General features: G+C 55.1%; 12 protein-coding genes. 9 read left to right on the forward strand and 3 right to left on the reverse strand.

What is annotated here, in order from left to right; all coding sequences use genetic code 11:
• From BLX24_RS28620 to BLX24_RS28630, 3 genes are all read left to right on the forward strand, one after another.
• The coding region (locus BLX24_RS28620; RefSeq protein ID WP_374755022.1) for an ABC transporter permease at nt 1–266 on the forward strand (266 nt) is incomplete at its 5' end.
• 138 nt (nt 267–404) lie between these two features.
• The gene (locus BLX24_RS28625) at nt 405–746 is read left to right on the forward strand and encodes a PadR family transcriptional regulator (RefSeq protein WP_071506660.1); all 342 of its coding nucleotides are present in this window, start codon (nt 405–407) and stop codon (nt 744–746) included.
• 108 nt (nt 747–854) lie between these two features.
• Nucleotides 855–3,506: an ABC transporter permease gene (locus BLX24_RS28630; protein WP_083422242.1), complete on the forward strand. Its 2,652-nt coding sequence runs from the start codon at nt 855–857 to the stop codon at nt 3,504–3,506.
• Nucleotides 3,507–3,623: 117 nt separating this feature from the next.
• Here BLX24_RS28630 and BLX24_RS28635 read toward each other — a convergent pair whose 3' ends face one another.
• On the reverse strand, nt 3,624–6,008 hold the full coding sequence (locus BLX24_RS28635; protein WP_071506661.1) for an ABC transporter permease: 2,385 nt from the start codon (nt 6,006–6,008) through the stop codon (nt 3,624–3,626).
• 282 nt (nt 6,009–6,290) lie between these two features.
• On the opposite strand from BLX24_RS28635, the gene BLX24_RS28640 reads away from it, so the two are divergent.
• Entirely contained in the window at nt 6,291–6,635 is a 345-nt protein-coding gene (locus BLX24_RS28640) for a PadR family transcriptional regulator (protein WP_071506662.1), read from the forward strand.
• A gap of 27 nt (nt 6,636–6,662) precedes the next feature.
• Nucleotides 6,663–9,341 (forward strand): ABC transporter permease, encoded by a 2,679-nt coding sequence (locus BLX24_RS28645; RefSeq protein ID WP_229201912.1) that lies wholly within the window; start codon nt 6,663–6,665, stop codon nt 9,339–9,341.
• Between the two features lie 163 nt (nt 9,342–9,504).
• Here the strand turns inward: BLX24_RS28645 and BLX24_RS28650 are convergent, their stop codons facing one another.
• Nucleotides 9,505–9,894: a DoxX family protein gene (locus tag BLX24_RS28650; protein ID WP_071506669.1), complete on the reverse strand. Its 390-nt coding sequence runs from the start codon at nt 9,892–9,894 to the stop codon at nt 9,505–9,507.
• Nucleotides 9,895–10,178: 284 nt separating this feature from the next.
• Nucleotides 10,179–12,281, reverse strand: coding sequence for a S9 family peptidase (locus BLX24_RS28655; protein WP_071506663.1), 2,103 nt, complete (start codon nt 12,279–12,281; stop codon nt 10,179–10,181).
• Nucleotides 12,282–12,492: 211 nt separating this feature from the next.
• On the opposite strand from BLX24_RS28655, the gene BLX24_RS28660 reads away from it, so the two are divergent.
• From BLX24_RS28660 to BLX24_RS33445, 4 genes are all read left to right on the forward strand, one after another.
• Nucleotides 12,493–14,247 (forward strand): ABC transporter ATP-binding protein, encoded by a 1,755-nt coding sequence (locus tag BLX24_RS28660; protein WP_071506664.1) that lies wholly within the window; start codon nt 12,493–12,495, stop codon nt 14,245–14,247.
• Nucleotides 14,231–15,994, forward strand: a complete 1,764-nt coding sequence (locus tag BLX24_RS28665) for an ABC transporter ATP-binding protein (protein WP_071506665.1) — start codon at nt 14,231–14,233, stop codon at nt 15,992–15,994. The genes BLX24_RS28660 and BLX24_RS28665 overlap by 17 nt, the downstream gene beginning before the upstream one ends.
• A 193-nt stretch (nt 15,995–16,187) precedes the next feature.
• Nucleotides 16,188–16,523, forward strand: a complete 336-nt coding sequence (locus BLX24_RS28670; protein WP_071506666.1) for a PadR family transcriptional regulator — start codon at nt 16,188–16,190, stop codon at nt 16,521–16,523.
• A 97-nt stretch (nt 16,524–16,620) separates the two neighbouring features.
• Nucleotides 16,621–16,808: permease prefix domain 2-containing transporter (locus tag BLX24_RS33445; RefSeq protein ID WP_143092855.1), on the forward strand; the 188-nt coding region annotated here is incomplete at its 3' end.

Here is a 16,808-nt window from a genome sequence, read left to right on the forward strand (position 1 = left end):
TGCTGGGGGCGTCGGTGTCGGGTATTGTGGTCTTGCTTTCCAAAGACTTCCTGACACTCATTCTGGCAGCGATTGCCTTGGCCTCTCCCCTTGCCTGGTTCGCCATGTCGCGCTGGCTCGACGCTTTCGCCTACAAAATCACCCTCGACTGGTGGTTGTTTGCCCTGGCCGCTGTACTGGCCGTGCTACTGGCCCTGTTCACCATTTCGTTCCAGTCCGTCAAAGCCGCCCTGATGAACCCGGTGAGGTCGCTGAAATCGGAATAAAACCGGACAACAGATCGTCCGGAAACGGACAGTCTAACCAACACAGAACCAGATAAAAATGCCCGTTCTACGCCTGAGCGGGCTTTTTTGGTTTCTGGCAAACGATTTGTTCTACAAAAGTGAAATTAATATCGTGTTATGAAACGCAGTTACCTGGGCGAATTCGAAGAACTGGTGTTATTGACCGTAGCCACGCTGGGTCAGGGGGCGTATGGCGTCGCCATTGCCGACGAACTGGACCGGCAGGCAGGGCGGCCGGTGAGCATCAGCGCCGTTCATGCCGCCCTGCACCGGCTCGAGGAAAAAGGGATGCTTACCTCACATATGGGCGACGCTACGGCCGAGCGGGGCGGTCGCCGGAAGCGGCTGTTTTCTGTGACCGCCCTCGGTAGCCGGACCCTGCACGACATCCGCGACATGCGCAACCGCCTCTGGGATAACATCGCTCCGAACACTTTACCGGCAACGGGTATACTGTGAAATGGATAATGAACCATGGATAATGGCGTGTCGCCCTGTCCATCATTAACCACCAATAGCATCATTCCGGGTTATTCATTCTACATTTTACATTATTCATTCTATCGTATGCATACACCACCCCGCTGGGCCGACCGGCTCCTTAACTGGTTCTGCGCCCCGCACCTGCTCGAAGAAGTGCAGGGCGATCTGTATGAGCGCTTTCTGCGAAATGAACGCCTCTTCGGCCTGCCGATGGCGCGACGGCAATATGCATGGGAAGTCATTACGTTTCTGCGCCCTTTTGCGCTGAAACGGCAACCGAACGAACAGTCAACAACCTATACCCTTTCTCCAGCTATGATCCGGAATTACCTGACCGTTGCGCGGCGGAACCTGCTCCGCAACAAAACCTTTGCCGCCATCAACATTACGGGACTGGCCGTTGGCCTGGCCACCTGCCTGATGATCATGCTCTACGTGGTTCACGAACTCAGCTATGACCGCTACCATGCCAAAGCTGACCGCATGTACCGCATGACCATTCTCGGACAAATTGAAGGGAAAGCCCTGAACATCGCCTATTCCAGCGTACCCGCCGGCCCGACACTCGCCAACGATTATCCCGGCGTTGAAGCCGTTACCCGCGTAGACAACAGGCAAGGCACCTTCATTGTCACACGCGGGACAGAAAGCGTTAAGGAAGAACACGTTGCCCATGCCGATTCCAATTTTTTCGATACGTTTTCGATTCCGCTGCTGAAAGGCAGAGCCGGCGATGTGCTGACCCAACCCAATACGGTTGTCCTGAATGAATCAACTGCCCGCAAGTACTTCGGCAACGAAGACCCTGTCGGACAAACCATTACGCTCGGTACGCTCGGCTTGTACCGCGTAACGGGTGTGTTTCAGGATATTCCGTCGAACAGCCATTTTCACTACAACATCATCGGCTCCTTACGCTCGCTCAAGCTACGTGAAACATGGCTCAGCAGCGGCATCATGACCTACATTGTGTTGCGGCCGAACTACGCCATCGGCCAGCTGGAAGCCCGTATACCGGAGATGGTCCGGAAACACATCAGCAGTGAAATGAAGCAACTGCTCGGCGTCAGCCTGTCTGATTTTCAACAGAAAGGCAACAGTTTCCGGTTTGGGTTCCAACCCGTTACCGACATTCATTTGCATTCGCACCTGGAGGGGGAAGCCGAGCCGAACGGCGATCTGAAGTACGTCTATATTTTCTCGGTTATCGCGGTGTTTATCCTGCTCCTGGCCTGTATTAACTTCATGAACCTGTCAACGGCCGGGTCAGCAGGCAGGGCGCGCGAAGTGGGTGTCCGGAAAGTACTGGGCTCCCATCAGGGCCAGCTGATCGGACAGTTTCTGAGCGAATCCATGCTGGTTACGTTCATGGCACTGGTCATTGCCCTGGGACTCGTATTCATGGCATTGCCCGCATTCAACCGGCTGGCAGGCACGGACTTCACATTCAGCGTATTGGTATCAGGCGGGATGCTACCGGCTATTTTTCTGTCCAGTCTGTTCATCGGTTTACTGGCCGGCAGTTACCCTGCGTTCATCTTATCGTCTTTCAAACCGGTCAGCGTGCTGAAAGGCCGGTTACAAATCGGCGCCCGAAGCGGCTGGCTGCGGCACTCACTGGTAACCGTCCAGTTTATGGTGTCGATCAGCATGATTATCGGCACGCTGATTGTCTACCGGCAGCTCCATTTTATCCAGCACAAAAAAGTCGGTTTCGACAAAGAGCAAGTGCTGATGGTCCACGACACCTACACGCTGGGCGATAAGACCGGTGCGTTTAAAAGCGAACTCCGGAAACTGTCGCAGGTAATTGACGTCACGTCCGGCGGCTACATGCCCGCCGGCCCGACCAACCATTCGGTCGATGGCATACGGCTGGAAGACGGCAATCCGCAGGCGACCCTGTATCGGGAAAAAAGTTTTTACATTGATGACCGCTACATTCATACACTCGGCATCGCGTTGGCACAGGGCCGGAATTTTCTGCCTGCCCACCCCGCCGATCAGTCGGCGGTGCTGCTGAACGAAGCGGCCGTAAAACGGTTTGGGTTCAAACAACCGGTCGGGCAACAAATCTGGGCGGTTGGCGACGGCAGTCCGAACAGCCAGCGCCGGTATACGGTTGTAGGCGTACTGAAGGACTTTCACTTCGAGTCGATGCACGAGGCCATTGCGCCGCTGATTATGTTTTATGGCGAAGATAACTACCAGATGGCTATCCGGATCCGGACCGGCAACTTGCCTGAATTGCTGAAAACACTGGCAACCATCTGGAAAGCGCAAACCAGCAATCCGTTTGCCTATTCCTTTCTGAATGAGCGCTTTAATGCCATGTACCAGTCCGAAGAGCGTGTCGGTAGGCTGTTCGGTATCTTCGCGGGCCTGACCATTTTTGTGGCCTGTCTGGGCCTGTTCGGTCTGGCGGCTTTTACGGCGCAGCGCCGGACCAAGGAAATCGGCGTCCGGAAAGTACTGGGCGCGTCGGTAGGCAGCGTCGTGGTACTGCTCTCGCGCGATTTCCTGAAACCGGTCCTGATTGCCCTGATCATCGCTACACCGGTTGCCTGGTATGGCATGCATCAGTGGTTGCAGGATTTTGCCTACCGCATCAATGTAGAGTGGTGGGTGTTTGTCCTCGCCGGTGCGCTGGCCATCACCATTGCCCTCCTGACGGTCAGCTTTCAAAGCATCAAGGCGGCAATGATCAATCCGGTGAAGTCATTGAAAGCGGAATGACGTTTTTGTTGTTTTTTTGTTGTTGGTTGTTCTGGGTTACTGGTAGTTGCCGGGTTACTATAACTAACAGTAACCATCAGAACCACCAGCAACTCAGAACCATCCAGAACCAAAAAACTATTCTGATTTCAATGATTTGACCGGGTTAATGAGCGCGGCTCTGAGGCTTTGGTAACTGACCGTCAGCAGCGTGACCAGCAGGGCACCGAGAGCGGCAATCACAAAGACCCACCACGAAATAGCCACGCGGTAGTCGTAGCCGCTGAGCCAGTCGTTGAGGTAATACCAGGCGATGGGGCTGGCAATCAGGGAAGAGCACAGCACGAGCAGGGCAAAGTCCTTAGTCAGCAATTGCCATAAACTCAACACACTGGCGCCTAACACCTTACGGATGCCGATTTCCTTGGTGCGCTGTTCGGCCACAAAACTTGCCATGCCAAAAATACCCAGGCAGGAGATCAGCACGGCCAATACGGCGAAATAGGACGATAATTTGCCGATCCGCTCCTCTGATTCGAATTTGCTGCCATACTGCTGATCCACAAATTCATACTGGAACGGCACATTAATTACATATTTCCGCCAGATTTTTTCAATCTGCGCCATCGACTGGCTTGAACTTTTCGCCGGATTCAGGCGAAGCACCATATTGTACGTATTTTCGGTATTGATGTGGTATACCGACGGACGCACCGGATAGAACGGCGACTCAGCCATGATATCGCTCACCACGCCGATAATGGTATACGGTTTGTCGTTCCATTTCAGGATCTTACCCACCGGCGACCCCTTAAAATTCAGAAATTTAACCATCGCTTCGTTGATGATAAACGCCGAGGAGTCGGTAGCAAATTCGCGGGAGAAGTCGCGGCCTTCCTTTACCTTCCAGCCCACGGTTTTGCCCCAGTCGTAGGTCACGTTTGAGTTCGGGAAGTCGACGGCCAGACTCGGGTCCTTGCCTTCCCAGTCGAATCCGCCGTTTGTGTTCCAGACGCCCGTCAGCGGACTGTTTGATCCGGCAAGTTCGTCAATTGCACCCGCCGATTTCAGCTCGTTCCGGAACGCATCAAAATGGTCCCTTACTTCTTTATCAACCCCCATACTGACAAGTCCGGAACGATCATAGCCAATTGGCCGGTTTTTGGCGTGCTGGATTTGCTGATACACGATGATGGTGCCGATAATGAGCGTAACGGATACCGTAAACTGCACCACCACGAGGGCTTTACGCGGTACTGAAGCCCATTTGCCCACCCGGAACGTACCTTTCAACACGCTCAGGGGCTGGAACGACGACAGATAAAACGCCGGATAACTGCCTGCCAGCAATCCGGTGAGACCAAGTACAGCCAGACAGATGATCCAGAACAGCGGGTTTGCCCACATAAAGTCAATCCGTTTGCCGGCCACCTCGTTGAACGGTGGCAACAGAACCAATACCAGCATGACCGAAAATAAAAAGGCCAGAAAAACAACCAGATACGACTCTGCAAAGAACTGATTAATCAGTTGCGAGCGCAGGGAGCCGACGGCTTTGCGGATACCCACTTCCTTGGCGCGTTTTTCGCTGCGGGCCGTGGCCAGGTTCATGAAATTGATGCAGGCCAGCAGCAGCACAAAGATGCCGATGATGCCAAACATCCAGACGTATTTAATCTCCCCGCCGGTGTTGATCCCGTTTTTAAATTCGTTGTACAGTTCCCATTTGCTCATGGGGTGCAGAAAAACAACCCATTTATACTTCGCCTCTTCCTTGCCGACGTTATCCAGCTTCACGCTTTTGATCCGCGCCGAGGCATCCTCAATCGCCACATTGTCGGCAACCTGCACAAAGGTCTGGCTGAAGTTGCTGCCCCACGGATTTTTCATGGTTTTCGCCCACGGGTTATCAATCAGCCACAATGACCAGGGCAGAATTACTTTCAGGTCGCGGAACCAGCTATTGTATGGCAGGTCTTCGTAGACACCCGTAATTTTGACATCAAACCGCCGGCTGAGCTTAATCATTTTGCCCACCGGATTGGCCGCTCCGAACAATGATTTGGCTACCGATTCGGACAGCATGATCGAGTAGGGATCTTTCAGACCGGCGTAGGTTCCCTTGCGCATGTGCAGCCCCAGCATGGCCGGCGCGTCAGGCTCCATAAACATACCCTCTTTACTCACGTGCGTATTACCGACCGACAGTACATAGGCCCCCGGCCACGACGTCTGCACCACGTATTTAAAGTAACTGCCGTACTTATCGCGGATTTCCGGTCCCATGGCGGCGGGGTTCGCGGTCTGCGTCTCTACCTTGCCATTGAACGTTGCATGCTGCATGACCTGCGCAATGCGGTCATAATTTGCGTGGTATTTATTATAGCTCAGTTCATCGTATATCCAGAAACCGATCAGCATGGCCACGGCCAGGCCTACGGCAAGACCGCCAATGTTGATGAATGAATATGCCTTATTTTTATACAAATTCCGCCAGGCAATCGTGAAGTAATTCCGTAACATAGTCAGTAGGGGCTATTGTTGAGGTTCAGTCGTACGTACATGTTGTCGGTTTTGTATCACAAATCTATTGCCAGGCCTCAAATACCGCCTTTTATGGCCGTATTACGGGATTATTTCAGGTACGGTGTCCAGAAACGGACAGTATCCTGTACGGGAAGGGACAACCTCCGGCCGCCAACCCTCAAAAAACGGCTCCAAACGGGCATTCCGGACATTGGCACCGGATTTGATTTGCATTATTATAACTAATCAGACGAGGCCCCGGTAAGACCGTTTCACAATATGAAAAGAGCATTTTTAGGAGAATTTGAAGAGGTGGTGCTGTTGGTAGTAGCAGCCTGTGCAGACGAAGCCTATGGGAATATGATTCTCGAACGACTCCAGGAGCAAACCGGCCGCCAAATTACCATCAGTGCGGTGCACGCCACCTTGTATCGTCTCGAAGAAAAAGGGTATCTCACGTCCGAAATGGGCGGCGCTACGGCCGAACGCGGTGGCCGCCGGAAACGCTTCTTTGTGCTGACTAACGCCGGCAGCAAAGCCCTGCTCGATATTCAGGCCATGCGTCAGCAACTCTGGCAGGCAATTCCAAACGGTAAACTGATGAGCATAGGGCATAGCGCGTAGGGCAGAGAGCCCCATACCCCCTGCCCTATGCACAAAGCCCTATGCCCTATGCACAAAGCCCCTCAACATACACCGCCCCGCTGGGCCGACCGCTTGCTGGAATGGTTTGTTTCGCCCTACCTGCTCGAAGACGTGCAGGGTGATTTATACGAGTTTTTCGAAAAACGACTCGCCGAGGTCGGGCCGGCGAAGGCTCGCCGTGAGTACGCATGGGCAGTAATCTGTCACCTGACCCCGCTCTTTTTCCGCTGGAAAACCAATGACGACTACCTGAATGAATCACCTCTTTTTACCAACCAATACAACAACATCACGCTAATGGACATGATCAGTAATTACCTGAAAATTGCATTCCGGAATCTGGCCAAACACAAGGGCTATTCCTTTTTAAACATGGCCGGTTTGTCGGTCGGCATGGCCGTGGCGCTGCTGATCGGGCTGTGGCTGTGGGACGAACTCTCCTATAACCGCTACCATGACAACTACGACCGGATCGGGCAGGTTAAGCAGCACCTGAACAACAACGGCGAGATTCAGACCTGGTCGACAACCCCTTATCCGCTCGCCGAAGAGCTCCGGAAAAACTACGGCAGCGACTTCAAACACGTGGTGCTGGGGCGCGAAGACGGCGACCATATCCTGACCTACGGCAACAACAAATTCACGAAACGGGGGATGTTTTTCGAACCGGCCGTTACGGAGATGCTGTCGCTGAAAATGCTGAAAGGCAGCCGCAGCGGCCTTACCGAACCGGCCTCGGTGCTGCTGTCGGCCTCTACGGCACAGGCGCTGTTTGGCGAAGACGAGCCGATGAACAAAATCATCCGGCTGGACAACCGGCTGGACGTGAAGGTGACGGGTATTTATGAAGACCTGCCCCGCAACTCGACGTTCCACGAACTGACGTTTATGGCCCCGTGGCAGCTCTATTACAACACCAACGACTGGGTCAGAACAGCGCCTGACCCGTGGCGGCCGAATGCTTTTCACATTTACGCACAGCTTGCCGAAAACAGCGATTTCGATAAGGTATCGGTTAAAATCAAGGACGCCAAGCTGAACCGGGTCAGTGCCGAACTAGCTAAGAAAAAGCCGGTGATCTTCCTGCACCCGATGTCGCGCTGGCATCTGTATTCCGATTTTAAAAACGGCATCAACACCGGCGGTAAAATCCAGTATGTCTGGCTCTTTGGCATCATCGGCGCCTTTGTGCTGCTGCTGGCGTGTATCAATTTCATGAACCTCAGCACCGCCCGCTCCGAAAAACGGGCCAAGGAAGTCGGCATCCGCAAGGCCATCGGCTCGGTACGGTCGCAACTGATCTATCAGTTTTTCGCTGAATCAATCCTGGTAGTTCTTTTCTCACTGGTACTGGCGCTGCTCTGGACAGTTGCGCTTCTGCCCGCTTTCAACGAAGTGGCCGACAAAGACGTCCGGATTCTGTGGGAAGAACCCCTATTCTGGGGCATTTGCCTTGGTGTAAGTCTGCTGACCGGTCTGGTAGCGGGTAGTTATCCGGCGTTTTACCTGTCATCATTCAACCCGATTAAGACGCTCAAAGGCACTTTTAAGGTCGGTCGGCTGGCGGCAATTCCGCGAAAAACGCTGGTGGTGGTGCAGTTTACAGTGTCGGTTACGCTCATTATCGGCACCATCATGGTGTTCCGGCAGATTCAGTTTGCCCGCAACCGGCCGATCGGCTACCAAAGCAACGGACTGGTCGCGGTTCCGCTGGTAACGGGCGACATCCAGCGCCATTTCGACGCCGTGAAACATGACCTGCTCCAAACCGGCACCATCGTCAGCATGGCTCAGGCCAGCAGCCCGCCCACCGAAATCTGGTCGAGCAGCAGTACGTTCGACTGGCAAGGCAAAGACCCCAACCTGTCGGTTGACTTCCCCGTGATGGTCGTTTCCCACGATTACGGCAAAACCATCGGCTGGAACCTAAAGGCCGGCCGCGACTTTTCGACCGCCTTCGGCACCGACACCAGCGCTCTTATTCTGAACGAAACTGCCGTCCGGTTTATGGGGCTGAAACACCCGGTCGGCGAAACCATTCAGTGGTGGCAGCAGCCCTACCGCATCATCGGTGTTGTCAGCGATCTCGTCATTCAGTCGCCGTATGAACAGGTGAAACCAACGATTTTCAGTCTGGGGCAGGATGCGACGTTTGCGGTCCTGAAGATCAATCCGGCCAAAAGCGCGGGTGAAGCCATGATCAATATTGAAGCCGTGTTTAAGAAGCATAATCCGTCACAGCCTTTTGAGTACCGGTTTACGGATCAGGAATTTGCGCAGAAGTTCGGCAACGAAGAGCGGATCGGAAAACTGGCGAGTTTTTTCGCCATACTGGCGGTGTTTATCAGCTGTCTGGGCATTTTCGGGCTGGCCTCGTTTATGGCCGAACAGCGCACCAAGGAGATTGGTATCCGTAAAGTACTCGGCGCGTCAGTGCCGTCACTCTGGCGGTTGCTGTCGATGGATTTTGTGGTACTAGTCCTGATTTCCTGCGTCTTATCGGCTCCCATTGCCTGGTACCTCCTGCATGGCTGGCTGCAAACCTATACCTACCGCACCGACCTGTCATGGTGGGTTTTCATCGCTGCCGGCAGCGGTGCCCTGCTCATTACCCTCCTGACGGTCAGCTTCCAGGCCATTAAAGCCGCGACGATCAACCCGGTCAGGTCGTTAAAGTCAGAATAGTCTTTATTTTTGGTTGCTGGTGTTTTTTTCGGGTTGCTGGTAGTTACTGGTTGTTCTGAGTTACTGATGGTTTTTTCCGGGTTGCTGGTTGTTCTGGGTTACTGATGGTTGAGTAACCACCAGCAACAATCAGTAACCACCAGCAACCACCAGTAACTCTTTTTTATAAATTATTCGTGCTTTTCAGCGCCCAGTACACCAGAAGCGGCTGAAAAAAGAGACGGGCCAGGCGTTTTTCATCGGTATCGAGCCCAAAAGCGCTGCGTTTATTGACGTATTGCGAAATGTTTCCCGGAAAGACCGCTGTAAAAAACGAAGCAGCCACTTTCCCGACCGCTTCCTGATGAGCATCGTCGGTCAAGACCAGGCTGCTACCGAGCGCGATTTCAGCGACGCCGGAATACACGACGGTATCGTCTTTTTTGAGCGGTACCCAATCGGGCACCTGCGCTTTAAAGGCATGGCGGGCGAATGTCAAATGGCTGATTCCTGCCACAATCAGATTGGTTCCCAGCAGGATACGGGCTACTTTTTTAGCGGTTTGTTCGTTCATGTCTGTATTGTTGTGTACTGTAACACAAACCGGCATCCCCCGCTTTTGTTTCCGGAAAACGATTCGTTTACGTGTTGTCTTTAGGTATTGATGGTTCGGGGTTGCTGGTTGTTCTGATGGTTACTGGTTGTTCTGGGTTGCTGGTTGTTCTGAGTTACCGGGCCATATTTAGTGGTGGCACGAGCGCAGGACGCCCCCGTTTGACAGGGTCGCCTTGCGCTCGGGGACGCCCAGTCGCTCTTTCGCTCTTTGACCGCGCAGGGCAGCGGCCACTCTTTCGCTCTTTACTTCAGTTTCCGTTTAAAATAATCGGCGGTGATGTTACCCAGCCGGAGGGCGTTGGCGTGTTTCATCCAGTGATGCGTATCGTCGACGATGACCATGGTTTCCATCGGAACGCCTTTGGCTTCCAGGCGGCGGACCAGATCGGTGCTTTGCGAAAACCGCACATTGCGGTCGTCGTCGCCGTGAATGATCAGCACCGGTGAGGTCCAGGCCGATACCGACGAAACCGGCGACGAGTCGTAGGTAATTTTAGCGGCCAGTTCGGCATCCGGAATTTTCTCAAAGCCCGTCGAAGCACCCGTTGCCCGTTGCTGCCCCCAATCGTGTACGCCGTGAATATCGACACCGGCAGCAAACAGTTTTGAGTCACGGGCCAGCGCCAGCGCGGTCAGATAGCCGCCGTACGAACCACCGTAAATACCGATCCGCGACGCGTCAATCCCGGGCTGTTTGGTGAGCCACAGCGCCGCCGCCTTTACATCCTGATACTCCGACGCCCCGTTGGCCCCGCCATTGGCCGGCTGATGGAACGCATACCCATAGCCGATCCCCAACCGGTAGTTGACCGACAGTACCGCAAAACCCTGACTGGCCAGATACTGGTTCATCGCGTAGGCATTGGCGTAATAGTCCGAGTAGTTCCAGCCCAGCAGCATCTGCCGTGGCGGTCCGCCATGTACGTAAATGATCGCGGGCTTTTTGCCGGTTCCGTTGGCCGGTTCAAACAACTGCCCGTGTACCGTCATGCCGTCCGGCGCGGTAAAGGTGACCTGCTTCGGCGTCACGAGCTGCTGCAACGGGAAGTTGGCCGGTAGCAGGTTTTCGGCCAGCACCGCCGGTTTACCGCCAGCAAACGGCATGGTAGCCGGCAGCGGCGGGCGTTGTGCCGTGGCACTGATCATGGCGATAGTCGCGCCGTCGCCGGTCACCACCGGCATCCATTCCAGACCGGTGCCGGGCGTCAGGACTTCCATCGCCGCTTTATCGACAGGCACACGAACCACGTGGCGGCGGTCAATATCCAGTTTATCAGGCCCTGTGTTGCCGCTACAGACAAGCCACTTACGGTCATGCGTCAGGGTGATGTGTTCCGCCATAAACGGGCCGGCCGTTAACCGTAACGGGTTGCCGCCAGCCGACGGCAGCGAGTACAGATGCGGCCAGCCATCTTCGTAAGAGAGATATACAATCCGGTCACCGGCGGCCCAGTGCAGGTTAGTGCCGCCGTGGGTAGTCGGGACGGAACCGGCGAGGGTCGTCGGGGCCTGCCAGATTTTGGTGGCGGCACCCGTTGTCACGTCGGCCGTCCAGATCGCCCACGGCCGGTGGCGGCGGGCCAGTAGGGAGTCGGGTGCGCCACCGGTTCCCGGCGTCCGGACAAAGGCCAGTTTCTGCCCGTCGGGTGACCAGCGGGGCGAGGCATCGCGGGCAAAGGACGGCGCAATCCAGGTAACCGGAGCCGTTTCGGACGTAAATACCCCGACAAACGCATGGTCTTTCCGGTCGCAGACAAAGGCGATTTTTGAGCCGTCGGGCGACCATTGAATGCCGCTGTTGGTGCCACGGGCCGTGAACAGCACTTTGGCCGGTGCCGATCCGTCAACCGGTGCGCTCCAGACCTGCCCGCCTTTTATGAACGCAATCCGGTCACTTTTTGGGGAAATTACCGGTTCGTCGCCCTCGGCAATGGCTTTGGGCTCCCCACCGGCAAACGGAACGGTCCAGATCTGCACTTTAGGCGCTACCGGCATCGACCCCGTATTGACCGGCAGATCATCATCCCAGTTCGATCCGTGATCACCGCCACGGACATAGACCACCCACTTGCCGTCATCTGAAACAGACAGGCTGGTGATTTCCTGGCCATCGTCTTCGGTATAGCTGGTCAGTTTACGGGGCGTAAAAGCGGGTCCTTCGGCGACGTAGACATTGCGTTTGCCCTGTTCGTTGAATGCCCAGGCAATCCGCGCCCCCTGCGCCGAACTGGTCAGCTCATTCGGGAACGGGTAGCTTTTGATGGCCTCGAAGGTGAACGACTGGGCATGGGCGAGTTGTGGGAGCAGCAGGATTGCCAGCAGCGAATAGTAAACGTATTTTTTCATAGGTTTCAGAAAACAGATTCAAGGGTATACCGATGTTGATCTGAAATAAGCCATTTATTTACTATTGTGAAGCAGGCAAGCTATAAAATCCTATAAATCAGCGTCATAATACTATCAGGCACTTTTTTCCACCAGCCCGTGGTTAGCCCTGCCCTTTTCGTTACCTTTGGGAACGTCTTCCTAACGGCCCGGTCTATTCTGACGTCACTGTATGGCAAAAAACGTCTCCCCTAAAACCCCTCCGTCAACCCCGTCGCCCTCCATGCTGAACCTGCTCAGGCCCTATTCCCGGCTGATTGCGGTGCTGGTGGTACTGGCCCTCGCCGGTAACGGGGCCAACCTGGTCCTGCCGCTGATTATTTCGCAGGGCATTGATGCGTATACCGCCGGGCAGTTTGTGCTTAACACAACGCTTATTGAGTTTCTGGCGGCCTCGGTGTTCATCTTCGTGTTCTCGTACGGGCAAAGCGTCGTGCAGACCTATGCCTCGGAGCGGGTCGCCAGGGATTTGCGAACCCAACTGGCCGACAAAATCTCCCGGCAGAGCTTCACCTACATCCAGCAAACAAACCCGGCCAAACTCCTGACCAACCTCACGTCAGACATCGACTCGGTCAAACAGTTTGTGTCGATGGCCATTGTCTCGCTGGTTTCGTCGCTGTGCATCATCATCGGGGCCGGCATTCTGCTGATTCGCATCAACTGGCAACTCGCCCTGGCCGTGCTGACGATTGTGCCCATCATCGGCATCACGTTTTATCTGGTGCTGCAAAAAGTGCGGGTGCTGTTCATGAAAAGCCGGGAGGTTATCGACTGGCTCAACAAGGTCATCAACGAAAGTATCCTGGGCGCGGCCCTGATCCGGGTCCTCAACTCGCAGCAGCCGGAGATCGACAAGTTTCTGGCGGCCAACACCGATGCCAAAGACCTGGGGCTGTCGATTCTGCGCCTGTTTGCAGCCCTCATTCCCGTCATCAGCTTTACCGCCAACATGGCCGGGCTCACGATTCTGGTGCTGGGCGGGCATTTCGTCATCACCGGCAGCATGTCGCTGGGCGATTTTACGGCCTTTAACAGCTACCTCGCCCTGCTGGTTTTTCCGATTGTCGTCATTGGCTTTATCAGCAATGTGGTGGCGCAGGCCTCTGCTTCGTATACACGGGTGAGTGCGGTCCTGCACGCTCCCGAACCCGCCAACACCGGGACGCTCACCACCCCGTTGACGGGCCATATCGAACACCGGGATGTATCAATGTACTATGGCGAAAAGCCGGCGCTGAAGTCGGTTTCATTTACGGTGAAAGCGGGTACCCGCACCGCTATTGTGGGGCCTACTGCCGCCGGTAAAAGTCAGCTGCTGTTTTTACTGACGGGGCTGATGCCGCCCACATCGGGCACGATCCTGTATGATGGTCAGCCCATCGAACGCTACGATCAGAACGCATTTTACCAGCAGGTGGGGTTTGTGTTTCAGGACAGTGTGCTGTTTAACCTGAGCCTGCGCGAAAACATTGCGTTCAGCAATACCGTAACCGATGAGGCGCTGGCCAACGCAATTGCCACCGCCGAGTTGCAGGACTTTGTGGCCGCCTTGCCCGACAAGCTGCAAACGCTGGTTTCGGAGCGTGGCAATAGCCTGTCGGGCGGACAGAAGCAACGCATCATGCTGGCCAGGGCATTGGCGCTTAACCCAAATGTGTTGTTGCTCGACGATTTTACGGCGCGGGTTGACAGCAGTACCGAGCAGAAAATTCTGGCGAACGTGCAGCAGAATTACCCCGGCCTGACGCTGATTTCGGTGACTCAGAAAATTGCCGCCGTCGAAGACTACGAACAGATTATTTTGCTGATGGAGGGCGAAATCATCGCCAAAGGCACCCACGCCGAACTCCTGAAAACCAGCCCCGAATACGTTCAGATTTATCAGTCACAACGGAGTACCAACCAGTATGAATTACGATCTTAACCAGTTTGTCGGGCAGAAAGAAGAAAAAAACGCCACCGTCAAAGCCCTTCGTAAACTGCTGGCGCTGATCAGCGATGAACGCGACCGGCTGATTCTGGCGTTTGTGGCGATTCTGGTCAATTCGGGTCTGACCCTGGTCGGCCCTGTGTTGATCGGGCAAACAATCGACCGGTATGTGCAGACAAAGCAATTCGACGGCATTGTCCGGAATGCAGCCCTGTTGCTGGGCCTGTACGCCGTTGCCTTCGTAACCAACTACCTGCAAACGCGCCTGATGGGCACCGTGGGGCAGCGCACCCTGTTTAAACTCCGCAACGCCGTGTTCAACAAGGTACAGGAGTTGCCGGTGGCGTTTTTTAACCAGAACAAAGCGGGCGACCTGATCTCACGCATCAACAACGATACCGACAAGCTGAATCAGTTTTTTTCGCAGTCGCTGATGCAGTTTGTCGGCAGCATTTTCATCATGATTGGTGCGGGCTTGTTCCTGCTGTTTATCAACCTGCCGCTGGGAGCCGCAGCCCTGTCGCCGGCGTTGCTGGTCTGGGTGTTTACCGCCCTGGTGTCGGCATGGGTAAAGCAGAAGAATGCTGCCAGTCTGAAGAGTGTGGGGAACCTCAGCGCCGAAGTACAGGAGAGCCTGACCAACTTCAAGGTTATTGTTGCCTTCAACCGGCGCGACTATTTCCGGAAGCGCTTCGACGTTGCCAACCAGGACAATTACCGCACGGCCATCGGTGCCGGTCTGGCCAACAACGTGTTTCTGCCGGTCATCGGGGTAGCTGCCAACCTGGGTCAGGTCATCGTGCTGACCTATGCCATTTACCTGATTGCGCAGGGGCAGTTTACCATCGGGTTGCTCGTCAGTTTTCTGGCCTACATCACCAACTTTTACAATCCCATGCGGCAACTGGCTACGCTTTGGGCCAACTTTCAGGTTGCGTTGGCGGGCTGGGACCGCATTTCGCAGTTGCTGGCTTTCCAAACCAATCTGGTTCCGGTTGCCGATCCGGTAACGGAACCCGGGGCCGCCCTGCTTTCCTTCCGCGAAGTATCGTTCCGCTACCCCGGCGGCATCGACGTGTTACACAACATTACATTTGATCTCGAACGCGGTAAAACCTATGCGCTGGTTGGCCCGACCGGCGGCGGCAAAACAACGACGGCCTCACTCATGGCCCGGCTCTACGACCCGACCGGCGGCACAATCCTGCTGGACGGGCGGGACATGCGCGCCTGGTCTGCCGTAGAGCGTTCCCGCAAAATCGGCTTCATTCTACAGGAACCGTTTCTGTTTACAGGCACCGTCCGCGAGAATATCCTCTACGGCAACGAGGCGTATCAGGGGTACACCAATGAGCAGTTGGTGACAGTGATCCGGGAGGCTAATCTGCACGGGCTGGTTGAGCGGTTTGATCAGGGGCTGGATACCCGCGTACAGACCACCGGCGATTCGGTTAGCCTGGGACAGAAGCAGTTAATTGCCTTTATGCGGGCGGTGCTGCGCAATCCGGAGCTGCTGATTCTGGACGAAGCCACGGCCAATATTGATACCATTACGGAGCAACTGCTAGACGAAATTCTGCGGAATTTACCGGCAAGTACGACACGCATCATCATTGCCCACCGCCTGAACACCATCGAATCGGCGGATGAGATTTTCTTTATCAATGCCGGAGAAGTTACCCGCGCCGGCTCGCTCAGCGATGCTGTCGACATGCTCATGCACGACAAGCGGGTTAGTTAACGGCAGGATGCCAACAGCCCGATCCGGCGTTGTCCGACAGCGTACAAAGTTTGTCCGGAAGCGGACATGAAACTAATTTTCTTATTCTCAAAAAGCCCGTTTCTGCTCAGGAACGGGCTTTTTTTTGTTTGGCGCAGGATTTGACATACCGAAATAGATGATATAAACACCGGCCCCCATACCGGTTAACGATATGCGACGAAGCGATCTGGGTGAGTTTGAAGAAGTGGTACTGCTGACGGTAGCGGCCCTGTCGCCGGGAGCCTATTCAGTGGCCATTGCCGAAGAGCTGGAACAGGAAACCGGCCGGCCCGTTAGTACGGGAGCCGTTCATGCGGCCCTGCAGCGGCTCGAACAAAAAGGGTATCTGCGTTCAGAAATGGGCGAAGCCACCGCCGAACGGGGCGGCCGCCGGAAACGGTTTTTCACCGTGACAGCCCTTGGCGGCCGGGTACTCAACGAGGTGCACGATGTCCGTACCCGCCTCTGGGACCGCATCGTACCAACCATCCGGCTGGAATGGCGATGACCTAAAATAGTGATTGAGTAATTGAGTGATTGAGTGACCGCTCAATCACCGCGCAGTAGTCGCTCTTTCACTCCTCCACTCGTTCACTCTTTACCCCATGAGACCTCCCCGACTTGCCGACCGGCTGCTGACCTGGTTTTGTGCCCCCCACCTGCGGGAGGACGTCCTGGGCGACCTCCACGAGCGGTTTGCCCTGCGCACCGCACGGGAGGGTGTGCGCAACGCACGCCGGCGCTATTGGCGCGATGTGCTGGCCTACGTGCGGCCGGAGTTTATCAGACGACA

This window comes from Arsenicibacter rosenii (genome assembly GCF_001870735.1).
Lineage (GTDB): Bacteria > Bacteroidota > Bacteroidia > Cytophagales > Spirosomataceae > Arsenicibacter > Arsenicibacter rosenii.